Origin of the sequence: Bythopirellula sp. (assembly GCF_041737835.1) — a bacterium.
In the GTDB taxonomy this organism is placed as follows: Bacteria; Planctomycetota; Planctomycetia; order Pirellulales; family Lacipirellulaceae; genus Bythopirellula.
Window position 1 is genome coordinate 30,768 of record NZ_JBGSQY010000055.1, and the last position, 22,175, is coordinate 52,942.

Genomic DNA, 22,175 nt, shown 5'->3' on the forward strand with positions numbered 1-22,175 from the left:
TTGGCAAGCCTATTTTTCAGTCGGATCATTTTGCGGCAAAAACTTTGGCCCTAGGATCAAGCGCCAGTAGTTTACTGTTGGTGGGACTCGTGTATAGTGGGGACCATGAAATGTCCCTTTTGTCGCACTGATAATGACCGCGTCATCGACTCTCGAGCTTGTCAGGATGGCTTTTCGATTCGCCGCCGTCGGCAATGCTTGAAATGCAAGCGTCGTTATACGACTTACGAGCGCATCGAAGAATCGACCATCAAAGTCGTCAAGCGCGACGGCGCGCGCGTTCCCTTCTCGCGCGAGAAGATCAAGTACGGCTTGGAACGCGCCTGCTGGAAGCGCCCCATCAGCGATCGCGACATCGAGCGCACCGTCGCGGCGATTGAGAACGACGTTTACACCTCGTTCGATCTAGAGATCGAAAGCCGCCGCTTGGGCGAACTTGTGATGGAACACTTGCGCGATCTCGACGAAGTGGCCTTCGTGCGGTTTGCCAGCGTCTATCGGCAATTCGCCGACGCGGGGGACTTTGTCGAAGAAATTCGCCCGCTGTTGGCGAAAGGGAATAGTCATCCTCGTTAGTTGAACCACTAAGGCACGAAGGGCACAAAGATTCGCTTAGTGAAGGCGAATAGCACTTTGATGCTCACTTCCGCAGACATTCGCGGTATTATTCTTAGTGCTCTTGGTGTCTTCGTGGTAAGCCCGTCCTAGACACTTCTCGGGCCAAATTCTAAAATCGAAACTCACACTTGGGGCGGTAGCTCAGTTGGGAGAGCGCTGCGTTCGCAATGCAGAGGTCGAGGGTTCGACTCCCTTTCGCTCCACTTAAGTTGTTTGATCGAATTGTTGTTTGAATCAAGCCAAACTTCTTGGTTTGTGTAAGAATTGCTCGCTAAGCCGCAAGCGGCATGAAATTTCTTCCTCCTCGCGCCGCGTATATTCACGTTCCGTTCTGCGTGCATCGTTGCGGCTATTGCAACTTCACGGTCGTGGCGAGCCGCGATGATCTTGTGGAACCTTTCCTCACTGCGCTTGCCACAGAACTCGGTTGGCTTAGCGAATCGCGGGAAGTCGACACGCTTTATTTTGGTGGGGGGACTCCGACCTATCTTGCGCCCCCGGTGTTGCGGCGGTTGTGTGAACTGGCTCTCGCTTGGCATCCGATCGCTCTCGGTTATGAATGGACCGTCGAGGCCAATCCGGGCGATCTTGATGAAGCGCGAATTGCCGTGCTGGCTGAGTGTGGCGTGAATCGGTTGAGTCTGGGGAGCCAATCGTTTGATGCGCGAAAGCTGAAAGTTTTAGAACGCGATCATAATGCGGAGGCGATTGGACGGGCGGTCGCGCTCAGCCGCGCAGCGGGGATGAGTGTGTCGCTTGATTTGATCTTTGGCGTTCCTGGCGAAACGCTTGCAGATTGGCAAGCTGATTTGCAGAGGGCGATTGACCTTGCGCCGGATCACATTTCGACTTATGGGCTGACTTTTGAACAAGGGACGCAATTCTGGAATCGCCGTCAGCACGACGAGCTGCACGAAATCGACGAAGGCCTGGAACGCGAGTTGTATCTCACGGCGATTGATACGCTCGCGGCGGCGGGTTTCGAGCATTACGAGGTTTCCAACTTCGCGCGACCCGGCAAACGAAGCCGGCACAATGAAACCTATTGGTCGGGACGCGGTTATTATGCCGCCGGGCCGGGGGCGAGCCGCTATGTCGACGGCATTCGCCAAACGAACCATCGCAGCACGAGGGCTTATTTGGAACGCTTGCGGCAAGGACTCTCACCGGTCGCCGAAGAAGAATGCCTAGATGATGAAGCGCGGGCGCGGGAATCGCTCGTGTTTGGCCTACGGCGTCTGGAAGGAGTTACTCGCACGGAGTTCGAGTCCCGTACGGGGGACTCGATTGATGATCTGGCCGGGCCGACGATCAAGCGATTCGTGGAACTGGGAATGCTGCTCGACGACGGCGAGCGAATCAAGCTTTCGCGAGACGGGCTGTTGGTGAGCGACAGTTTGTGGCCCGAGTTGATTTGAAGGCTTGAAACAAAAAAACGCCCAGGGATTGCAATCCCTGGGCGTTCAGTCATTTGATGGTCTTTATAACGGTGCCCGCGGCAGTCGTCGTGGATAGGGTGGATCCTCGATCTGCGGGGGATAGCCGTCGGTTTCATCGGCCCACGCTTGCCGTTCTTCCTCGTTCGCGTAATAGCGAAGCCAAATCTCGGGGTCGTCCCCCATGTTGGCACAATCCCAGTGGAGATAATTCTTACGGCGTTCGATTTGCTTTTCGTACGACGGCAAAATATCGCGATAGATTAAGCAGTACAACTGCCGGTCGGTGAGGTGTTCGGTAAAGTCCAGCACGATCCGCTTCGTGAATAATTGCTCAATCGTATTGTGCAAGACTTCGTGCAACGTTTCGTCGTCGAGCTGGTCGGGACTGGGCAATATGAGCTTGGGATCGAACCAATCGCAGATTGGCTTAATGGGGGCACGTTCCCATTCGAGCATCGATTCCAAAAACTCATTCTCGCTGGAAGTGGACATCACTTCCGCGTTCACGCAGCCGATCGATTCGTCGAAGAGCGGTTCCAACGCGTCGCGCAACTGGGCGTTGCGGAGCAGGTGTTCGACTTCGTCAGTAGATGAAAATTCAGATGGTCTCATAGACAAAAATAAGATCACAGAAAAAGCAGATTTGGGGAGCCAACCATGGCAAAATCGCTCTGGTCCACCAGCGGTCAGTTCCGCCGTGCGTGGCCCACAAGTCTGACTTTATCAACCAACAACGGGTGTGAAAATGTTTTTGGAGCCTGGAATTCAGGAGTTTATAAAAAGGCTCACTTCTGACCGTTACGACCGGTAATCTCCCCCCAGTTTCTGCCAGCAAGTTCGGAGATGCTGGCAGATTTTAACAGCCTCGGCCAAAACTATGGGGCGACCAATCAGTCGACCGGCTGGCCCATTTCGCGCATCAGCAGCTTCATGTCGTCCCAGGTGTATTTCTTGGCCGAGGGATTTCGCAGCAGATAGGCCGGGTGGTAGGTGCACACCACGCTGATGCCATGGTAATCATGGACTTTTCCCCGGAGCTTACCAATCGATTCGGCGGTGCGGAGCAGGTTCTGAGCGGCGACCGTCCCCAGGCAGCAGATGAATTCGGGCTGGATGAGCTCCAGTTGCCGGAGCAAATAGGGACGGCAATTGTCGGCTTCCCCCGGTGTGGGATTGCGATTTCCGGGGGGGCGGCATTTGATCACGTTGAGGATGTAAACCTCTTCGCGTTTGAGCCGGCAGGCTTCCAGGATCTTGTTAAGGAGCTGCCCGCCACGGCCCACGAAGGGCTCGCCCAGGCGGTCCTCATCGGCCCCGGGGGCTTCTCCCAAGATAACCAAGCGGGCTTGAGGGTTGCCGACGCCGAAGACGGTCTGCGTGCGTGTGGTGGCGAGTTCATGGCATTTCGCACACGCGGCGACTTCGGCACTCAGGATCTCTAGGGTGGAGGCGGGCGAAACGGCTTCCGCAGGAGGAACGTCGCCCGATTCAAACAAAGCGGCCGGCTTATCTGTTGGCGCCCCGCTTGTGATCGCCTGGGACTGCTCCGGTGGCGTTGGCAGTGTTGGAATGGCTGCAATCACCGGTTCGGGAGCGGGAGGCGGCACGGCTCGACGCAGGGGCCTTGGCTTGGGGAGTTGCTGCACCCCCGCGGCATGGAGGCTTTCGAGCCATTGCAGCGTTTGGCGAGCAAGGGGCGAATCGGATTGCTCGGCCATGAGGAAATTTCCAACAAGATACAGTGCTAGTTTCGCTGTGCGAGCAGCGTGCAGGGCTTATTTTAGGGCAATCTCGCCGGAACTATAAGGCCCTGCGGATTTCGCGCGTGGCTCATCCGCGACGGCTCGACTATGATAAAAGACTCAATTGCAGAGGGCATCTTAAGGTAGGCAGATTAATGGCAGTTCCCCGCGTGGTCATCGTTGGCCGCCCCAATGTGGGCAAAAGTAGCCTGTTGAATTGGCTCGCTGGTTTGCGGATTGCCATCGTCGAAGATCGGCCCGGGGTGACCCGCGACCGCGTCGAATATCTGATGGAGTACGAAGACCGCTTTTTCGAACTCATCGATACGGGTGGGATCGGCATCATCGACGAGGACCGCCTGTCGCAGCATATCGAAGATCAGATTCAGATCGCGATCGACTCGGCGGACGTGATTTTGTTCGTAGTCGATGCCCGCGAAGGGATGGCGACGCTCGACGAGGAGGTTGCCCGCCGGCTGCGGCATTTGTCGATCCCCGTGATTTGCGTGGCCAACAAGGCCGACGACAAGAAGTTTGACGATCAGGCGAATGAGTTCTATCGCTTGGGACGCGGGCAAATCACGCCGATTAGCACCAAGCAAAACCGCAATCGGTCGGTGCTGCTGAATTTGATTCTCGAGCGACTGCCGCCTCCGGTGGAAGACGGCACGGACCAACCCGACGGCGAGCCCGAGATGAAGGTGGCGATCGTGGGCCGTCGCAACACGGGCAAAAGCACGTTTGTGAACACGCTGGCCCAATCGAAGCGGATGATCGTCAGCGAGATTCCCGGCACGACACGCGATAGCGTCGACGTGCGGTTTGAACTCGACGGCAAATCGTTCGTGGCGATTGATACGCCGGGCATCCGCCGGCCCGAAAGCCGGGGATCTTCCATCGATTTTTACGGAACACATCGGGCTCAGCGGAGCATTCGCCGGGCGGACATCGTGTTGTTGTTTCTCGACGCGACGCAGCGGATTAGCAAGGTCGACAAGCAGCTTTGCGATTACATCAGCCAGAATTACAAGCCCTGCATCTTGGTCGTGAACAAATGGGACACGATGGCCAAGACGATGACCACCGACAAGTGGGTGCGTTACTTGCACGATTCATTTCGCACGATGCGGTACGCGCCGATTGCCTTTATTACGGGGCAAACGGGCAAAAACGTCAAAGCGCTGCTCAATCATGGGCAAATGCTGTTTAAGCAATCGCGGATGAGAATCCCAACGGGCCAACTCAACCGGCTGATGCGCGATGCCGTTGCTCGCACCCCGCCGCCGATGCACGCCAATCGCCGGCCCAAGATTTACTACGCCACGCAGGTGAGCGCACAGCCGCCGACGATCGTGTTGTTCTGCAGTGATCCTCAGGGCATCGAACGCAACTATCAGCGTTATCTGTTGGGCTGCGTGCGTGACCAGCTGCACTTCGAGGAAGTGCCGATCAAGTTGTATTTACGCAAACGTCAGCAGAGCGATCAACGCGACGAAATTGGTACTGCGGGCCGCATCGAAAGTGATGCCATTGAGACACCAACCGACGATATGTTTGGCGAAGAGACGGAGTTCGACTTTGAAGATCCGCAAACGGACGAAGAGATCCAAGCCAACTAATCAGCGACGAGTCGAACACAAGGGTAGCCGCGACACATTGTTCGTAAAGGGCGTCCCACTCGATAAGCCACTGCCGAACATGTATCGGGGTGCGCAGCACAAGACGTTTACGGCTTTGACTTCAAAAACCTCTTGTCACAAGTGACACCGACACTCGACGTGTGATGTTCAACTCGTACACGAACTACAGGCCAGTCGAGTGTCGCTGCCACCCGAAGTAGAAAGTAGACTCTGCCGACCATACAGAGAGTCGATCTGGCAGAGATGAGCGAACGTGACGATTAATCCAGCTCTTCGATCGACCGTTCTATCCGCTGCGACGAGGCCAAGCTGTTGCCGGAAATGTCGTTGTGGCGGAAATGATCCACGGCGGCCCACACGGTTGCAAACCATGTTGCCAAAAAGAGGGCCAACTCGCCCACAGCCAGTATTTCTTGCCTGTCCTTAAGCATTGCTCGATAGCCTTAAAATCCCACCCCTGGTAGCCCAATCCGTTCGCTTTGGCTGCCGTTAATGCAGCGGCCAAAGAGTGAATATCACCGAATCGGTTCTCGCCCGCAAGTCCGCTTCGTTGTTTCTAGACCCTACCACAGGGCCTTTGGGGATGCTACACTTTGGGGTCTGCCAAGCTCCGCCGCTGCTAGCTGAAAGTCTATTCGCTAGGCGGCACTTAAGCTTACCTAAGTTTTAAGGTGTTTTGGCAGGATTTTTTGTGGGGGCGATTAGCTCAGTTGGTTAGAGCACTAGCTCGACAAGCTAGGGGTCACAAGTTCGAGTCTTGTATCGCCCACTTGAGGATATTCGTCAGCAAGGGCCAAAAACTTTGGCCCGAGGGTTTCGGCCTGTTCTGACTGGAACGGTCGGAGAGCAAGTCCGCGCTTGCCCCAGTTTGCTGACAGAGGTTAAAATACGCGATTCACCCGGCGGAAGGGTGGCCAATACAATCATTCAATCCAAGCGGGAGTCTCTGTGGGAACGAAGAAATCAGGAAAAGGGCGGCGCAAACAAGGCCGCAAAAAGCGTCGGATGCGTGCCAAGATTCGGCACCGCAAGAAGTAAGCTTCTCGCTTGTCGCTCCTCATGCTTCGGGAGTGGCCTTCTTTCGCCCGCCACTGTGGCGGTTTTTCTCTTGCCGGTCGGGTAGGCTGTTAGCCCTGCGCGGTAACGATATCGCAGAGAAGATTTTCTTAGATTGCTCGCAGATATTTCACCGCGTTGGCGCAGTCGTCGACGACTTGGTCTGAGCCGTTGCGTTCGACGGTGGCCCAGCCGCGGTAGTCGAATTCCTCGAGTTGGCCCAGCAGCGAAGGAAAATCGGCCGAGCCGCGGCCTAGTTCGACTTCGAAATTCCGGCCCGTCGAAAAATCGCGCACCGCATCCACGGCATGGATATGGGCGATGTGCTGCCCGAGAGTCGTCACGAATTCCAACGGCGAGTGCCCTTGGGACAAGAGATGCGCGGGGTGTAAATCGAGGAACAAATATCCTTCGGGCAGGGCCGCCAGGAATTCGGCAACTTCGTCGAACGAACTGAAATGAACTTGGGCGGCGAGTTTCACACCGAGCCTCAAGCCGTGTGCGCCGAGCGAAGTAAAGACCTCGGCTAAATTTTCGGTGGAGGCACTCAAACTCAGATTGCAGACGAGCACCGAGGCTTTGAGCTGCGACGCGAGCTTCATCGCGGCGACTGTGGCTTCGACACGGCGGTCGAGGTCGGTGGGGTCGGCATAACCCCGCCGGGTCGGGAAGCTGAGTGATCCCACCCGCAAATTGAGATCATCCAGCATTTTGCGCAGTTGCCGCAGTCCCGTTTCCGAAAGCTCCGCCGGGCGAAGTTCATTTCGGGCATCAAATTGCACTCCATCGGCACCAAGGGACGCTGCCGTGTGTAATGCTTTCTTGAAGGGTTGCGCGAAACAGCGGGTCTCTGCTGCGATCCGTAAAGCCGTCACAATCTGTTTTCCTTTGCATTTCCAGCGATTCATCCCAACACGCTAGCGTTCACCGCATCATGCTCAGCATTTTGACAAGTTTGTTGCTCTGTTGCGGTTTGGCGGCTCCAACAAGCGCCGAGCGGAACGTCGATGCGGTGCAGATATTCTACTGCGATTTCAGCGAGCGTGGGAAATGGGACGTCAACTATGATGGTTGGCCCGACACTTGGAAACGCCAATTCGGACCGACGTTGCCCCGCTATGTGAAGGCGGCGATCGAAGAAGACAAGTCCGCCATCGCGGGGAGATGCCTCAAAGTGCATCTCAATGGCGGTGGCGTGGCGATTAACAGTCCCGCGGTGGCGATTTCGGATCAATTCAGCTATGTCGTCGAAACGCGGCTGCGGGGCGAAGGGGTCGAGTTTTCCCGGGCCCATCTGCGGCTCGATTTCTGCGACGAAGAACGCAACGTGCTCGAATCGGCCACAACCCCCTGGTACAAGAACACCGAAGGTTGGGAGCGGATCAAAATCGACGCGGTGAATGTCACCAACCCGGACGTTCGGTTGGCGATCATCACGTTGGTTGTTGAGGATGGCGAGCAGGTCGACCTCAGCGGTTCGTTTTCGATTTGCGACGTCTGGCTGGCGCGGTTACCGCAAATGGCTGTGACCACCAACAGCCCGTTCAATGTTTACGACAATCCTAAGCAAGTGGTCGTGTCGTGCGAGCTGTCGGGCATACGCGAACAGGATCCCGACATTCGCTTTCGGTTGTTCGATGCCAGCAGCCGGGAACTGGATGACAATACCATTCAAATGCGCGGCACTTTGATCACTGAAAAGTTGAGCAAGGCGTCCGACATGCTCAACATCGACCGCTCGGTACCGCTTCCGGCCGGCTATGCGGGGAAGACTCATTGGCAGCCACCGATTAAAGAATATGGCTTCTATCGCGTGGAAGTCTCGATGCAGACGGCTCAAGGAACTTTGGACAAACGTGAGATATCGATTGCCGTCGTGCCGCCGATGCCAACCGCGATGCGCGGGGAATTCGGTTGGTCGCTTGCGGGAGATGACATCCCGTTGAATTTCGATCAGCTCCAGATGCTGCTACCCCGTGCAGGGGTGAGTTGGGTGAAGTTGCCGGTTTGGTACGGCACGAGCGAAATGGATCGCGGCGAACAGCTGGTGATGCTGACCGAGCAACTCGCCGCCAAGGAAATTGACGTGGTGGGGGTATTGGATCGTCCCCCCGCGGATTTGGATTTTGGTAAAGAAATTCCTTCCGACGCGAGCATTGCCGATTTGCTTTCCAATGTGGATTCGTCGGTCTGGCTGCCATCCTTGGATGAAGTGTTAACGCGACTTTCGTTGCGGGTGCGGTGGTGGCAATTAGGAACCGATGACGACACGAGCTACGCTCATTTTCCCAACTGCGAAAAAGAAGTTGGGAAACTTCGCGAGATGATGTTCCGCTTCGGCCAAGACGTGAGCTTGGGATTGGGTTGGCCCTGGCTTGAGGCGGCGAGCAGTCATGCCAAAGCGTCGTGGGATTTCGAGCAGATGTCGGCCGAGCCAACGCTCACCGGCGACGAATTGGCGAGCTATCTGCAACTGCCGACCCGCGAAGGGGTCGTGCGTTGGGCACTCGTTAAACCGCTGAAACGCAGCGAATACGATCTCGAAGCGCGCACTCAGGATCTCGTGCAGCAAATGATCTCGGCCAAGATCCACGGGGCCGATGCAATCTTCGCGGCCAAGCCATTTGACGATGAAGCCGGCTTGATGAAAGACGTGGGAACCCCCAGTGACTTGCTGCTGCCTTGGCGGACAACGGCTTCGCTGTTGAGCGGCACCGAATATTTGGGCACGATTCAGTTGCCACGTGGGAGCGAGAACCGGCTGTTCCAAACCCAGAACGGCACTGCGGTGATGGTATTATGGAACGAAAAGATAGGGCAGGAAACTTTATACTTGGGTGACGGCATCAGTGTGATCGACGTGTGGGGACGTTCTTCCAAACCCCAGATGAAGGACAATCGTCACATCATCGAAGTTACGCCGCTGCCGAAGTTTGTGATTGGGCTCAATGGCGCGATCGCTCGCATGGGGTTGGGGGCCAAACTGGCCAAGACCGACATCCCCAGCGTGTTTGAAATTGCCCACGGCAACAGCATTGAACTGCAAAACACCTTTGGGCAAGGGATCGGCGGCACGGTTCGGATCATCGCCCCCGAGGGCTGGCAGGTCATGCCCGATCGCATCGACTTTAAATTGGCGATTGGCGAGAAGGCACGGCGGCCGTTCCAGATATTGCTTCCTTTCGATGCAAACAGTGGCAACACGACACTACGTATCGATTTTGAAGTCGCCGCGGATAAGCCTTATCGATTCAGCACCTACCGCGAGGTGAACGTCGGTGATAAGGACATCGACTTGGAACTCAACACCCGGCTGGGGGATGACGGTAATCTGGTCGTTGAACAACGCATGCTCAACCGCGATAACAAGCCGATTGATTTCAAATGCTTGCTGTATGCCCCCGGACGACGGCAGCAACGCATGCAGGTGTTTCAATTGACCAACGGTTGGGATACCAAGACTTACACCTATCTGGATGGCGAGGAATTGCTGGGCGAAGAGCTCTTGCTCAAAGTGGAAGAGCAGGGGGGGATGCGGCGCGTGTTCAATCATCGCATTACGGTCGAGCAATAATCGCAACGCGGCAAGGTGCTGTCAGTTGCCAGTCGCGGCTTGTTGACGGCTATTTCATTCACTACCATGCGGTGGTTGCCTTTCTCAAATCTCTTGGAACTCCTATGGCCACGGTCGCTACAGTCGCGGAATGTTTGGAACAGTTTGCCCCCGCGCGGTTGGCGGAAGATTGGGACAATGTGGGCCTGCTAGTGGGGGATCGCACCTGGCCTGTCGAGCGGGTCGTGACTTGCCTGACGGTGACGCCAGAGACCGTGGCGGAAGCCGTGGAAGGCCGCGCGAACATGATCGTGACACATCATCCGCTGCCGTTTCACCCGCTCAAGACCCTAACCACGGAAAGCACCGTGGGGCGTTTGTTGCTGCAACTCATCACCGCGAAGATTGCCGTTTACAGCCCGCACACGGCGTTTGATTCAGCACGCGCAGGGATCAATCAGCATTTGGCGATTGGTTTGGGGCTGCAAGAGATCGCCCCGTTGGTCGCTAGTTCCAGCGATGACCCCGACGTGGGGGTAGGGCGGTGCGGCACCTTGGGCGAAGATGTGACACTCACAGAGATGGTCGAACGGGTGAAGAACTTTCTGGGGATTCAACGTCTGCAGGTCGTGGGAGCCGATGAGCAAATCGTGAATCGCGTGGCGATTGTGTGTGGCAGTGGCGGCTCATTTCTTGAGACGGCCATTGAACAGGGCTGCAATTGTTTAATCACGGGCGAAACGACGTATCACACCTGCCTCGAAGCGGCAGCCCGCAAAGTGGCTTTGGTGTTGCCAGGGCATTTTGCAAGCGAAAGGTTTGCCCTGTTGTCGTTGGCGGATTATCTGGCCGACTTACTGCCGGGGGTGACGGTTTGGGCGAGTCGTAGCGAAAGTGACCCGGTTCGCCGGATGTAAGTCGTTTGCTTATGGTCATTTAGCGAGTTAATTCTTATTTCGACATCACGGTTCTGTCGATTGACCCTCTGAAGCTGGCATCTAGAATGAGGTGCTTGTCGCGGGCGAACCATTCGCGCTAAGTGGACGTACAAGAGGGTCGGTCCCTGGGCTCGGAACGCCGCGGGACCAACAAATAACTCGACGGAGTTCCCGCCATCATGAGCCTGCCCCACCTCGTTCGCTCGAGCGACCAACGCGATTGTCGCTTCCTGACCGCTCTGCCCGTGTTCAATGAAGTTGGCCATGTGACCGACGTATTGAACGAAGTTACGAAGTATGCCACCGATGTTTTAGTCGTCGACGATGGTTCGACCGACGGCACGCGGGAATTGCTTGCCCAGCGGACCGACGTGAAAGTTCTGCTGCACGATAAGAATCGCGGTTACGGCGCGGCACTCAAGACGGCCTTCGATTACGCGATTGAGCATGGTTACGAATTAGTTGTAACGATTGATTGCGACGGCCAGCACGAACCTCAGCGGATTTGTGATCTCGCTAAGGCTTGCCGGCATTTTGATATCGCCTCGGGAAGCCGTTATTTGGAAACAACCCAATCGACCGAAATGGTCCCCGGTGACCGATTGTCAATCAATCGCACGATTACCGCTGAACTCAATAAACAGTTGGGTCTCGATATCACCGACGCGTTTTGTGGTTTCAAAGCCTATCGCACGACGGCACTGGCGAAGTTGAACCTGACCGAAACCGGTTATGCGATGCCTTTGGAGCTGTGGGTGCAAGCGGCTTGGCATGGCCTGAGAATCACGGAAGTCTCGGTACCGCTGATCTACTTGGATGAAAAGCGGAGTTTTGGCGGGGCGCTCGATGCGGCCGATTTGCGGCTTAAGTACTACCGCGAGGTGATCGACCGTGCCGTGGCGGCGTGTGGTCCCGTGCGGCCCGTGACGACGGATGCCCCCTTGCCCGAGCTTTGTTGCCAGCCCTGTGTATGATCCCATCGGGCGATTACCCGAGATTTCGCGCGCCCCCTGGTGATGGGGAAATTCTTTGCGTGCCTCCTCCGGCCGAGTTGTCGGCGCTGGTGGCGCGTGGTCAGCAGCGGCCGGGATTGGCACAAGTGGAATGGTCGGGCCGTTCGCTTGCTAAGCTTTCTCAAAATGCGCGGCAACAAATTCTCGACGAGGCGATTGCTTATACACGCCAATATGCTGACGTAGGCGATCCCTCGAGCGCGGAGGCGCCGCTCGTTATCACGGGCCATCAACCGGAATTGTTTCATCCGGGGGTGTGGCTTAAGAATTTTGAAGCGGCGAAGTTGGCGAAGCAAGTTGGCGGAACGGCCATCGATCTCATCATTGATAGCGATCTCTGGCGGGCGTCGGCGATTCGCGTGCCGACGGGTTCCCCTGCGGAATTGCAAACCGAACTTGTCCGCTATGACCAGGCGTTGATCGACTTGCCGTTTGAGGAACGCGGCATCGCGGACCTGGAGTTGTGGCAATCCTTCGGTTCCCGCGTTGCTCATAAAATGGCGGGACTCGTTGACCAGCCGCTCGTCAAGGAATGGTGGCCGAGCGTGCTGGCCGCTTCGCGAAAGCAGGAAAAGATTGGCTACGCGCTGGCTGAAGCCCGGCATCAATTGGAAATCGCCTGGGGTTCGCGCTCGCTGGAGCTGCCGCAATCGCGAGTTTGCCAGAGCGAAGCTTTTCATTGGTTTGCTTCTGAGTTATTAAATCGAGCCATAGAATTTCGCACGGCATATAACGGTGCGCTGGCCGACTATCGCGTGGCCCACCAGTTGAAAAACAAGGCCCAACCCGTGCCGGATCTGGCCGAACAGAATGGCTGGGTGGAAACGCCGTTTTGGTTGTGGAGCACATCCAACCCCGCGCGCCGCGGTGTTTATGTGCGTCGCGTTGAAAATCAGTTGGAAATCACGGATCGCAAGCAACTTTCGGCAATGCTTTCTACGAATCCTTCGCTGGCGGTCGAGCAATTTGCTGAGTTGGAACGCCAAGGGATCAAGTTTCGCACACGAGCTTTGGCGACAACGCTCTTTGCACGGTTACTGCTAGCCGACGTGTTTATCCACGGCATCGGCGGGGCCAAATACGACCAAGTGACCGATGCGATTGCCGCGGCATTCTTTGGAATTGATTTGCCGCCTTACGCGACGATTTCAGGAACTTTGCGATTGCCGATTGCTGCTTCCGATGTCCCCCTGCATTCGCCGCGCGAATTGCGGCAGGAATTGCGCAGCCAGCAGTATCATCCTGAACGATTTCTTCACGAAATGATCATCCCAGCCGCGGAAGTGTCCCGTGTGTATGACTTGCTGGCGAAAAAACAGGAGTGGATCGACATTTCCAAAACGATGGCGAATGCCGACGAGCGTCATCAGGCAATCATTGCTGCCAATACTGAGTTGCAACAGTATTTGAGCAAACGTGCGGAACGATTGGAGCAAAACATCGTGGACGCCAAACACGCAGCAAGCATCGAGCAATTGCGTCGTTCGCGCGAATATGCGTTTTGCCTGTTCCCGCCAGCTTTGCTGCAACAGTTCTTGCGAACAGAAAAGTCGTAGTTCTTTCGCGCTGCCTGCTGGATTTTCGTTGCGCTATCGCCTAAGTTAGAAGCAGACATGAAGTTCGTGTGTTTTGCGGGGGCGAACACACAACGTCCAAGTGTTGGGTCAGGCGTTCAGGACGTTTGTCTGCCGGATCTCACGCGGTCATTCCGATGCGTGTTGTCTGGCGGAGCGGAAAGGATGGCCGATATGCACCAGCAGTTCAATCGCGTAGCGCCGCTCCGTGTTGCCACGGCAGCCAACGGCCACAGCGTGGCGAAGGCCGCTTCTCGGCCCACGAATCTCTGTTTATGCGATTTGGGTCTCGGCACGCGCATCGTTATCGGCAATGCGGGAGATCATAGCCGCGTGCTGGCGTTTTTGACGCAGCACTATCAAGTTCCGCTCGCCGAAGATTTTCAAAGCCGGTTGGACGATCCCTCGTATGAGCCCACCGATCGTATGTTGCTCGTGCGCGGGAGTGATTTGATCGGTCATTTGCAGCTTTCTCGGCAGTCGGCATGGTTTGAGCGGGAACGAATCCCCACGGCGGCGATTCGCGACTGCGCGATCTTGCCCGAAATGCATCCCGCGGAATTGATGGCTCCGCTGTTGGCGACGGCCGAATCGACCGCGCTGGCCGAAGGGGCCATCCTGGCGGTGGCGCGTCCCGATCAGCCGGAATTGTTTGCCGCCAACGGATGGAGCACCTGTCGGGCGCAAGGCCACACGCAAGCCAACACGCGAGCCCTGTTGGCCCATATCACGGCCCAACTCGCGACAAGAAAACATCGCCATTCGCATATCGAAGTTCGCACATGGTGGCATTTTGAATTGGAAGCGATTCAGCCCGTTTACGATCAAGTCGCGACCGCGATGTGGGGAACCTTGCACCGAAGTGATGACGCCTGGCGGTGGTTGGTGGGGCGCAAGGCGCACGATCAAGTTTTGATTGCCGTACGGCACAAGGCTGAGGAAGCGGGAGAGTCAGAGAAGCTGCACGTCGTGGGTTACGCCGTGGTGCGAGATTCGTGCATTGTGGAGATGATGACGCTCCCTGGTTATGCGTCGGTGAGATTGATGCTCATCGCGCGAGCGTGCCGCGATGCCATCGACCGCGATCACCATTTTGTGTCGCTGCATACACCGGCGACCGATCCCATGCACGAACTGTTGGTGACGGCGGGGGGCAGTTGGCATGCTTGCGCTGCGCAACATGGCTCGCCGTGGATGCACAAATTGCTTTCGCCGGAAAAATGGGTCGAGCGACTCTATCCCCAGCTCTATCACCGGGCGAAGGAAGCCGGCATCCCGCGGCCGTTGGAAATTAGTTTCGCGGTCGATGAGCGGCGCTACCGGTTCTTGTTCACTCGGCGGAGCGTACGGTTGGAGCATGCTCTTCCTGCAACCCAGACGGACGCCACCTGCGATGCCCTGACGTTCCAGGATTTGCTTACCAGCAATTTGGCCTGGACCACGGCCCGGGAGCGGGGATTGTTGCGGGTCGAGGATTCCGCCAATGCCGCGATTTTGGCTGCACTTTTTCCGCCCCGATTATTCTGGCAATCCCCGTTTGAACTGCTGCGGCTGTAGTTACAATGAGCAGGCGGAAGGCATTGGTGCTTTCCACTTGTCGTTGAGTGACTGCCAGGGAATTTGGCCGCCATGTTCTTGCCGCTCTCTTGCGATGCGCTGCTGTATCACTTGCCGTATGCGACGGTCGGGCTGATCGTCGCCAATGTGGCCGTCTTTGCCGGGATGGAATGTGGCACGATCGATCGATTGGACGGCTGGGTGCTCATGTACGGCCAAGGGATGCATCCCACGCAATGGTTGTTGTCGCTGTTCACGCATGCTGATTTCAGCCACCTGCTGGCCAACATGTTTTTCTTGTGGGTGTTTGGGCTGGTGACGGAGGGGAAGCTCGGTTGGTGGCGGTTTCTGGCCTGCTACTTTGTTATCGGTTTGGGACAATCAGCCATCGAACAGGCCATCATGCTGGGCTCAACTCCAGAGCCAGGATCGGTCGGCGCATCGTCGGCCATTTATGGGCTGATGGCGATGGCCTGCGTGTGGGCCCCCATGAACAGCGTGAAGATGTTTGGCTTCTTTTTGTATTTTCCGATTTCATTCGACGTGCGAGTGGCAGCGCTCGCGGCCTTTTATGTTGGGATTGAATTCGCACTGGCAGTGCTAGTCAGCAGCGTTCACTTGGTCACGGGGCATGGCGTTCTGGGAAGTTCGCTCCTGCACCTGATGGGGGTCGTATTGGGAGGAATATTTGGAACGATTTTATTGAAGCGCAAACAAGTCGACTGCGAACACTGGGATCTGTTTTCAGTCCTACGCGATGAAGCTGGTAAGCCGAGCAAGCAAGAAATCGCCCCACCCTCACAGCAGCAGATTCAAGCTTATCAAGGTCAACGGGCCGACGAAGCGAAGAAGAAAATTCTGGCTTATTTGCAGATCGATCAAGCACCGCAAGCCCTGCTCGTTTGGCGGAAGGTGCAAGACTTGAAACTTCCGTTGGAGTTAAGCCGGCAGGAGCAATTCAAACTGATCGCAGGACTCGACAAGCACAAGCAATGGGCCGATTCCGCGCCATTGATGACGAAATATCTGGAAGAGTTTCCCGAAGGATCGGAGGCCGTGCGGTTGCGGCTCGCTCAGATTTGCCTGGTGGAACTTCAGCGCCCTGCACGAACGCTGGAACTGCTCGGAACACTCGATACCGCGAAACTCAACGAGAACCAAAATCTCTTACGAAAAAAATTGTCCGCGGTTGCTAAGAAGCAAATCGAAGAAGGCGAAGTGGAACTCGACGACGTGATTTGAGCGCCGATTGCCAATGGTGCTGCGAAGACACTGCTGAGCAAGCCAGCAGTGGCACCCCAAACTTTAGCCGTTGCTGCTGAGATACCCAGCGCTGGATTGAAAATATCGCTTTCGGCGGGTTTCAGTGGCCGATTTCTCGTCGACGGAATGCTGTGAGCGCAAGTCTTCTAGGCTGGCGTGGCAAACGCGGCAGCCAACCGTGTCGAGATGAAACTGAATGTAATCGGTCTGATCGTTATCGAGTACGTCCAACAAAAAACTACCGAGTTGCTCGCGGGTGGGGCAACTCAAACGATTGCGCCGCCACATGGCCCCGACGGTGTGTACGCCCGCGTCTTGGCTCCCCACGATTCCGGTGAGGCGTTCGCCGAGCGTCGGATCTTCGCGCAAGGCTTGCTCGATGCTGGCCATCCGTTCTTGCGGCAGGTCTTCGTCGAGATAAGCCGCGAGTTCCGCGTCGGTGAAGGGATTGCTCATGATTACGCCTGCAACTCCGGAAAAATGTCTTCGCTCAAGCGTTGGCCGCGGATGATCTTGCGCAAGCGTTCCAGGAAATCGAACTTGAAGTTCGCCACCTGTTGTTCGGAAAGCTGAATTTCCTCGGCCACTTGTTTGTTTCCCCAGCCCAGCACGAACAACAGTTCCATGCACTTGATCTTTTGCCAATCGCCCGTGGATCGCCAGCGTTCGATTTGCTCGGCGATGCCGGCCGTGACGGCGTCTTCTTCTAACCCGCGGCGCTCACCGCTGCGGGCGATGCTGCTGGCCTCACGGTCGCTGCCGGTGGGTTCCCAATTCCCCGACGAACCTTCACCTGAGGAAAATGGCAATGCCGGTCGCCGGCCTTCGCGGCGGAGATGGTCGGTGAGCTTGTGGGCGGCAATCGTGAAGAGCCAACTTTCCAGCGACCGCCGGGTGTCGTAGTTAGGCAAACTCGTAAGAAAACCGATGAAGGTTTCTTGCACGACGTCTTCGCTGGCGTCGCGACGACGAAGCCGACTTTCGACAAACGACAACAGCCGCCCTTCGTATTGGGCGATCAACTCGTTCCACGCGGCGGGCTTGCCCCGGCGAATCTCTTCGACGAGCAAGACGGTGGCTTGGGAGGAATCATTCATTGAGCCGCGACTCGGCAAAGTCGCATGGAAGATCAGCTAACTCTCAACAAAAAAACGGCAACTGCGATTATCGCAAGAACACCCCCCACGAGCAACTGCTTGCTGTAGTAACCTTTGCTCCACGTGTCGAATCGCAAAAGCCCATAAACGGCCGCGAGGCCGGTGATGGACATGGCGAACAGCTTACCAAACGAAGCGAGTCGCTGGTGCCGTTCCTGCCGTAACCAAGAGTCCAGCAGATACTGATCGACCTTGGGGTTGAATTCCACGAGGACGTGAACTTTCTTCATATCACCGACCGAGGAATCGATCGTTGTCGTGAATTCGTCGCGGCAGATTTCGCGGAAGATGTAATCGAGCCCCACGCCGACTGACAGTGGGTCATCGATTTTGACTGCATGGCCCAACCGAGCGGAGGCCAAATAGCCGATTTGCCGCGCGACGATTTGCGGGAGTTGTTCCTCTTCCAGTTGCCGGCGGCATTCGGCCTGCGTCACGAAGGGGTCCGAGGCCACGCTTTCGCGTAAGACCTTGCCGACACGCTTTGGGGGATGGATGACCCAATTCGGCGGTAACTCTCCCTGTTCATCGAGCCCAAAGAACTTTTTTACCGCCTCTTTGGCAACTTCATCCTTGGGATCAGCGAGCGGTGCGGAATCGTCGGCACCATCTAGGTTGATGCGAGATTTGGTGATTTGGTCCCACAGGGCATCGAGAGTGGGATCGGAGGCGGATTCGGCCTTGGCAGTGATGGCGTGTGCGACGGGAGTGATCGCCGTGGGCGAGTCATCGGCGCGAATACCAAAGAAACTCCAACCCGCTATGAGTAGGCAGGCCAACATCGGAGCGAACGGCATTCGCTTCTTGTGATTAACGAATGATCCTACAAATGTGGCGATTAATAACGCGGAGAAAACCAACACCACCAGTATTATTGAGAACTCAACCCAACTGAGATTAAATGCTGCAAAAATCATCATACAACCCCCTGATCGGCAATCGCACGGCGACGGCTGGGCGAGAGCCAAGGAGTGGCGAACTGCAATGTGAAGGCGATGATGGCCGCGAGCAATAAGCCGAGTGGTTGCGGGAACCAGAAAATGAAGTGCAGCAACCACGCCACCAAACCACACCAAGCGATGGTCCAGATGCTCACACGAAGGCTGCGAGTCGCTTCGGTCTGCTCCCACCAGGCAATCAATACGAACAGGAAAGCAAAGTAAGCAGCAAACATCTGCAGGGGCAGTGTACGCACGGAATCGGCAGCATTTTCTTTCGGTCCAAACGCGGCGAGCCCCACGGTGTTGCTCATCAAGCTTTCATTTGGCCAGACGCCCCAGCTGTTCCATTGCATCAGCGGAAGCATCAACCAATCGGCAATCGCCCAAGCACACACGCCCACGGCGGCACCAGTCAGCAGTTGAATAAATCGCAGCGGAGCCTGATCTTCGACCTTGCCTTCGGATAGTTTGGCAGGAACCATGATCGCCCAGCAGCCGATTGAACCGACGGCCGCGAGCCAGACAAACAATTCCGTGCTGAACGGATCGGCGGCGATCAAGCAAATCACCAGCGCCGCGATTGAGCAGACGACCGCCGCGAGAAACATGCTCCCGACGATTTCGGTCATGCGCTGATTGAACGACTTGGCGGCCAAGTGATCGCGGAGTTGCCGCTGCATGCTTTGTTTGCGGCGGCGCTTCGCTTCTTTTTTTGTGACGTTCTCGGTGGGGGAAAGGCCAGCGACCGGCATCGCAGGCATGTTGTTTGAAGAACCGGCCGGTGGATAACTGGGACCCCGATGAAACGTGCGCTTCTTGGGCCGCGAGGGCTGTACAACCACGTTCCAGATCGCGAAGTAAACGAAATAGGTCATCGCCACGGGTATCACGTAGGGAACCCATAGCGAGAACGATCTCACGATGTTAACAACGATCACCGCGACGATGATCATTTTCAAAAACTGTGGCAGCGGAACTTCGGCATAGAGTTTGCGCAGAATCTCCGCGCCTTGCTTGACGAAGGCCGCGATCGGCTCCTCGACATCATAGTCAGCTTCCTGCTGCGGGGCGTTGCCCATGAACGGACGCCAGGTCGGCTGCTGCGGATTGGGTTCGGAATAGGGTCCCGTGGTTTCCGTGGCGGCGTTGTAGTTGACGCCGACGTTGTTAGTCACGCTGGTCGGATTTGCGGCTCCCATCGAAGCCAGCATGTCGGCCACGCTGCGGATGCGAGTTTCCGGGTCTTTGGTCATCGCGCTTTTCACGATGTCGCGATAAGGCTCACCCAACGCCGTTAAGTCGGGCTCGGCCGTGAGATGCTTCATCAGCACTTCGCCGACGCTTTCACCTTCAAACGGCACATGGCCGGTGAGCATTTCATACAGGATGATGCCTAAGGCATAGGTATCGATCTCGCGGCCATAGCGGCCGTTGGCGATCTCGGGGGCCATGTAATGGACCGTGCCGACGCTTTCCGTCTGCCCGCTGCGACGGCTACAGGAAATAAACTTCGACAGGCCGTAGTCACCGATCTTGACGGTGCCTTCATCAAGGAAGATGTTGGCCGGCTTAAGGTCACGGTGGACGATGCCGTGGTCGTGCAGATAGGCCACACCCGCGGCGATTCCAGAGAACCACTCAATCGCCAGTTCCGCTGGCATGCCGTGCGGGTGGCGATTGATGGCGTCTTCCAAGGATTCGCCGGAAACGTATTCCATCACGACCCAACGGTCGTCGTTGTTATCGGTTTTAATGTCGTACAGCGCAACCAAGTTGGGATGCTTGAGATTCAAGCAATGGGTCACGCCGCGAAGTTCGACGTCCAAGTTGCGACGAATCAGCTTGAGTGCGACTTCCTTGCCGGCATCGCTCACGGCGTAATAGACTTCGCCAAAGCCGCCGCGACCGACGCCACGTTTGATCGTGTAACCATCAAGTGGCCGCGAACCGCTGGGATAGGTAAAACGCCCACCATTCTTGGGATCAGCCCCCAGGGGCCGATCTTCGGACTCAGATTTAAGGGGTTGGACGTTCATTTTCGGTTTGGATGCTAGGGCGAACACGGGTTTTACCTGTGCTGGTGGTGCCGAACCAATTGACGTGTCACTCGGCTGGGCACCTCTTGTTTATCTTACCTTGATAGGGCGGCTCTTCTCAAACCTCTTCAAAGCTCAGGGCGAACTCTTCTCCCGCCAGGCGGCAATTTGCCGCGATTGTGCCGCTCGTGCAGCCGGGATGATCGTTCAATTCCAAAATCTCTTTCGAGCGAAATTGCACTTCCTCGCCGCGGCGAAACAGCACCAGATCGCTTTCCCACGCGGAGCAGCGAATATGGCTGTGCTGCTTGGGACCCAGGACGCAGCTTTCGCTCATCAGAACCACCGCATCGACGGCGGGTTCCGTTTTGTGTTTCGACTCGATCTTGAGCACGGCAGTCGCGCTCAGCGTGTGGGGCTTGGTGAATCGCAACTTGAGCGAATCACCAAGCTCCACCAGCGAGCCGTCACGCAGCAACGTCGGACCGACGATCGTGTGACCGTCGACTTTGGCTTGATGAATGGGCGTGAGGATGTAGTTTTCGCCTTCGCGACGGATCGTTGCATGACGGCGGGAAAGATCAGCCCGGATGGGAATATCGATTTCGCTTCCCGGCGTCGGTTGGCCGATGACGACCTCGTTCCCCAAGCAGACGAGAAATCCACCAACTTCATCGATCCAAGCGATCAAGCGTTTGCCGCGAATGTGTTCAGTGGTCATCGTGTCGTCGCTGCCATTTTTTCGCCAAGCAATCGTGGTGGCGAACACGGGTTGTGGTCGGCGGCGCTGGGCAAATTGAGCCAACGGTTTGGCCGGCGCTTTCATGCCGACGGCTTGCCAGGCGCGGCGACGGGCTTCTAACGCGGGGGGGTAACTCGCTGCTAATTCTAACAGCGCGTCGGCCCGCGTGAGTACCTCGGCCCAATTCTCGCTCGCGACCGCCGCATGGAGGGAGGGAGAGAGCGCACGTAACTTGTTGGCATTTTCCATCAACTGTTGCTGGCGCACGGTGATTTCGCTTGCCAGCGGATCGTTCTCGGAGGGCAATAATCGCGTGGCCCGATCGAGCAATTCGCAAGCAATCGTGAACTCGCCGACGTGGGCCTGCTCTTTGGCTTGAGAGATAAGGTGAACGACGAGCTTCCAGCGTCGTCGCTCATCCCCGCCGAGTCGGCGTTGTTCGAGTTTGGCGATCTGTCGCTCGGCCAAGGCGGTTTCTCCACATTCCAAAAGTCGGCGTGTTTGTTCGAGGCCCAGCCGGGCTTGCTCTTCGCGAAAGCGATTCACTAGGTCTTCGCTGCCGTCGAGCTGCAAGGCTTGCTGAATGTCGTGCCAGCCCGCAACGCTATCGCCGGCAGCCAGCTTGCGGCCCGCACGATCCACCAACTGCGAAGCCACCTCATGAGAGAGTCGCTTGGCGGGGAGAAAACCACGCAGCGATTCTCGTCGCAAGAGCGCGGAAGCCTCGTCGCAGCGTCCTTCCTTGAGGGCGACCTGAGCGGCTCGGATTTTCATACGCCACGCGGGAAACATAGAACTTCATCCATGGAAACAAAGGCGAGCGGGGGACGTAAGTCCCCTGCAATTGAATGCGGGGGGCTTAACTTAATCATTGCAGGGGATTAACATCCCCCGCTCGCTGGGGTT

Annotated in this window: 18 protein-coding genes and 2 tRNA genes; 11 read left to right on the plus strand and 9 right to left on the minus strand. The window is 56.6% G+C overall.

The window, feature by feature from the left end:
- Nucleotides 1-105 precede the first annotated feature (105 nt).
- The 3 genes from nrdR (at nucleotide 106) to hemW (ending at nucleotide 2,036) form a co-directional block, all read left to right on the plus strand.
- A complete protein-coding gene (nrdR, locus tag AC6T8Q_RS17430) occupies nucleotides 106-576 on the plus strand; it encodes a transcriptional regulator NrdR (protein ID WP_496919918.1) in 471 nt (156 codons plus the stop codon).
- Between the two features lie 172 nt (nucleotides 577-748).
- Nucleotides 749-821: transfer RNA gene (locus AC6T8Q_RS17435), tRNA-Ala, on the plus strand.
- Between the two features lie 84 nt (nucleotides 822-905).
- Nucleotides 906-2,036 carry a radical SAM family heme chaperone HemW gene (gene hemW, locus AC6T8Q_RS17440; protein ID WP_500680298.1) on the plus strand — a complete coding sequence of 377 codons (1,131 nt, stop codon included), beginning with the start codon at nucleotides 906-908 and terminating at the stop codon, nucleotides 2,034-2,036.
- A 63-nt stretch (nucleotides 2,037-2,099) separates the two neighbouring features.
- Here the strand turns inward: hemW and AC6T8Q_RS17445 are convergent, their stop codons facing one another.
- Entirely contained in the window at nucleotides 2,100-2,669 is a 570-nt protein-coding gene (locus AC6T8Q_RS17445; RefSeq protein WP_496919914.1) for a hypothetical protein, read from the minus strand.
- A 278-nt stretch (nucleotides 2,670-2,947) separates the two neighbouring features.
- Entirely contained in the window at nucleotides 2,948-3,775 is an 828-nt protein-coding gene (locus AC6T8Q_RS17450; protein ID WP_500680299.1) for a uracil-DNA glycosylase, read from the minus strand.
- A 179-nt stretch (nucleotides 3,776-3,954) separates the two neighbouring features.
- Between AC6T8Q_RS17450 and der the strand changes: the two genes are divergently transcribed.
- The gene (gene der / locus AC6T8Q_RS17455) at nucleotides 3,955-5,418 is read left to right on the plus strand and encodes a ribosome biogenesis GTPase Der (protein ID WP_500680300.1); all 1,464 of its coding nucleotides are present in this window, start codon (nucleotides 3,955-3,957) and stop codon (nucleotides 5,416-5,418) included.
- A gap of 281 nt (nucleotides 5,419-5,699) precedes the next feature.
- On the opposite strand, the gene AC6T8Q_RS17460 is transcribed toward der, so the two are convergent.
- Complete coding sequence (locus tag AC6T8Q_RS17460) at nucleotides 5,700-5,870, minus strand: hypothetical protein (RefSeq protein ID WP_496919911.1); 171 nt, start codon at nucleotides 5,868-5,870, stop codon at nucleotides 5,700-5,702.
- Nucleotides 5,871-6,134: 264 nt separating this feature from the next.
- Between AC6T8Q_RS17460 and AC6T8Q_RS17465 the strand changes: the two genes are divergently transcribed.
- A tRNA-Val gene (locus AC6T8Q_RS17465) sits at nucleotides 6,135-6,208 on the plus strand.
- Between the two features lie 397 nt (nucleotides 6,209-6,605).
- On the opposite strand, the gene AC6T8Q_RS17470 is transcribed toward AC6T8Q_RS17465, so the two are convergent.
- Nucleotides 6,606-7,403 carry a sugar phosphate isomerase/epimerase family protein gene (locus AC6T8Q_RS17470; protein ID WP_500680301.1) on the minus strand — a complete coding sequence of 266 codons (798 nt, stop codon included), beginning with the start codon at nucleotides 7,401-7,403 and terminating at the stop codon, nucleotides 6,606-6,608.
- A gap of 26 nt (nucleotides 7,404-7,429) precedes the next feature.
- Between AC6T8Q_RS17470 and AC6T8Q_RS17475 the strand changes: the two genes are divergently transcribed.
- The 6 genes from AC6T8Q_RS17475 to AC6T8Q_RS17500 all read left to right on the plus strand — a co-directional run bounded on the left by AC6T8Q_RS17475 (nucleotide 7,430) and on the right by AC6T8Q_RS17500 (nucleotide 16,372).
- Nucleotides 7,430-10,069, plus strand: coding sequence for a hypothetical protein (locus AC6T8Q_RS17475; protein WP_500680302.1), 2,640 nt, complete (start codon nucleotides 7,430-7,432; stop codon nucleotides 10,067-10,069).
- A gap of 104 nt (nucleotides 10,070-10,173) precedes the next feature.
- On the plus strand, nucleotides 10,174-10,965 hold the full coding sequence (locus AC6T8Q_RS17480; protein WP_500680303.1) for a Nif3-like dinuclear metal center hexameric protein: 792 nt from the start codon (nucleotides 10,174-10,176) through the stop codon (nucleotides 10,963-10,965).
- 200 nt (nucleotides 10,966-11,165) lie between these two features.
- Nucleotides 11,166-11,960, plus strand: coding sequence for a glycosyltransferase family 2 protein (locus AC6T8Q_RS17485; RefSeq protein ID WP_500680304.1), 795 nt, complete (start codon nucleotides 11,166-11,168; stop codon nucleotides 11,958-11,960).
- A 59-nt stretch (nucleotides 11,961-12,019) separates the two neighbouring features.
- Complete coding sequence (locus AC6T8Q_RS17490; protein WP_500680305.1) at nucleotides 12,020-13,555, plus strand: hypothetical protein; 1,536 nt, start codon at nucleotides 12,020-12,022, stop codon at nucleotides 13,553-13,555.
- A 183-nt stretch (nucleotides 13,556-13,738) separates the two neighbouring features.
- On the plus strand, nucleotides 13,739-15,130 hold the full coding sequence (locus AC6T8Q_RS17495) for a GNAT family N-acetyltransferase (protein ID WP_500680306.1): 1,392 nt from the start codon (nucleotides 13,739-13,741) through the stop codon (nucleotides 15,128-15,130).
- 72 nt (nucleotides 15,131-15,202) lie between these two features.
- A complete protein-coding gene (locus AC6T8Q_RS17500; RefSeq protein WP_500680307.1) occupies nucleotides 15,203-16,372 on the plus strand; it encodes a rhomboid family intramembrane serine protease in 1,170 nt (389 codons plus the stop codon).
- A 63-nt stretch (nucleotides 16,373-16,435) separates the two neighbouring features.
- Here AC6T8Q_RS17500 and AC6T8Q_RS17505 read toward each other — a convergent pair whose 3' ends face one another.
- The 5 genes from AC6T8Q_RS17505 to AC6T8Q_RS17525 all read right to left on the minus strand — a co-directional run bounded on the left by AC6T8Q_RS17505 (nucleotide 16,436) and on the right by AC6T8Q_RS17525 (nucleotide 22,061).
- Nucleotides 16,436-16,849: a hypothetical protein gene (locus AC6T8Q_RS17505; protein ID WP_500680308.1), complete on the minus strand. Its 414-nt coding sequence runs from the start codon at nucleotides 16,847-16,849 to the stop codon at nucleotides 16,436-16,438.
- Nucleotides 16,850-16,851: 2 nt separating this feature from the next.
- The gene (locus tag AC6T8Q_RS17510) at nucleotides 16,852-17,490 is read right to left on the minus strand and encodes an RNA polymerase sigma factor (protein ID WP_500680309.1); all 639 of its coding nucleotides are present in this window, start codon (nucleotides 17,488-17,490) and stop codon (nucleotides 16,852-16,854) included.
- A 32-nt stretch (nucleotides 17,491-17,522) separates the two neighbouring features.
- Nucleotides 17,523-18,347, minus strand: a complete 825-nt coding sequence (locus AC6T8Q_RS17515) for a hypothetical protein (protein ID WP_500680310.1) — start codon at nucleotides 18,345-18,347, stop codon at nucleotides 17,523-17,525.
- 119 nt (nucleotides 18,348-18,466) lie between these two features.
- Nucleotides 18,467-20,527: a serine/threonine-protein kinase gene (locus tag AC6T8Q_RS17520; RefSeq protein ID WP_500680311.1), complete on the minus strand. Its 2,061-nt coding sequence runs from the start codon at nucleotides 20,525-20,527 to the stop codon at nucleotides 18,467-18,469.
- Nucleotides 20,528-20,645: 118 nt separating this feature from the next.
- Complete coding sequence (locus tag AC6T8Q_RS17525; RefSeq protein WP_500680312.1) at nucleotides 20,646-22,061, minus strand: FHA domain-containing protein; 1,416 nt, start codon at nucleotides 22,059-22,061, stop codon at nucleotides 20,646-20,648.
- Between the last annotated feature and the right edge of the window lie 114 nt (nucleotides 22,062-22,175).

Bases quoted from the DNA above. Each gene is read 5' to 3' on its own strand.
- nrdR (WP_496919918.1), top strand. From the start codon at position 106: ATGAAATGTCCCTTTTGTCGCACTGATAATGACCGCGTCATCGACTCT.
- hemW (WP_500680298.1), top strand. From the start codon at position 906: ATGAAATTTCTTCCTCCTCGCGCCGCGTATATTCACGTTCCGTTCTGC.
- AC6T8Q_RS17445 (WP_496919914.1), bottom strand. From the start codon at position 2,669: ATGAGACCATCTGAATTTTCATCTACTGACGAAGTCGAACACCTGCTC.
- AC6T8Q_RS17450 (WP_500680299.1), bottom strand. From the start codon at position 3,775: ATGGCCGAGCAATCCGATTCGCCCCTTGCTCGCCAAACGCTGCAATGG.
- der (WP_500680300.1), top strand. From the start codon at position 3,955: ATGGCAGTTCCCCGCGTGGTCATCGTTGGCCGCCCCAATGTGGGCAAA.
- AC6T8Q_RS17460 (WP_496919911.1), bottom strand. From the start codon at position 5,870: ATGCTTAAGGACAGGCAAGAAATACTGGCTGTGGGCGAGTTGGCCCTC.
- AC6T8Q_RS17470 (WP_500680301.1), bottom strand. From the start codon at position 7,403: ATGAATCGCTGGAAATGCAAAGGAAAACAGATTGTGACGGCTTTACGG.
- AC6T8Q_RS17475 (WP_500680302.1), top strand. From the start codon at position 7,430: ATGCTCAGCATTTTGACAAGTTTGTTGCTCTGTTGCGGTTTGGCGGCT.
- AC6T8Q_RS17480 (WP_500680303.1), top strand. From the start codon at position 10,174: ATGGCCACGGTCGCTACAGTCGCGGAATGTTTGGAACAGTTTGCCCCC.
- AC6T8Q_RS17485 (WP_500680304.1), top strand. From the start codon at position 11,166: ATGAGCCTGCCCCACCTCGTTCGCTCGAGCGACCAACGCGATTGTCGC.
- AC6T8Q_RS17495 (WP_500680306.1), top strand. From the start codon at position 13,739: ATGGCCGATATGCACCAGCAGTTCAATCGCGTAGCGCCGCTCCGTGTT.
- AC6T8Q_RS17500 (WP_500680307.1), top strand. From the start codon at position 15,203: ATGTTCTTGCCGCTCTCTTGCGATGCGCTGCTGTATCACTTGCCGTAT.
- AC6T8Q_RS17505 (WP_500680308.1), bottom strand. From the start codon at position 16,849: ATGAGCAATCCCTTCACCGACGCGGAACTCGCGGCTTATCTCGACGAA.
- AC6T8Q_RS17510 (WP_500680309.1), bottom strand. From the start codon at position 17,490: ATGAATGATTCCTCCCAAGCCACCGTCTTGCTCGTCGAAGAGATTCGC.
- AC6T8Q_RS17515 (WP_500680310.1), bottom strand. From the start codon at position 18,347: ATGCCGTTCGCTCCGATGTTGGCCTGCCTACTCATAGCGGGTTGGAGT.
- AC6T8Q_RS17520 (WP_500680311.1), bottom strand. From the start codon at position 20,527: ATGAACGTCCAACCCCTTAAATCTGAGTCCGAAGATCGGCCCCTGGGG.
- AC6T8Q_RS17525 (WP_500680312.1), bottom strand. From the start codon at position 22,061: ATGTTTCCCGCGTGGCGTATGAAAATCCGAGCCGCTCAGGTCGCCCTC.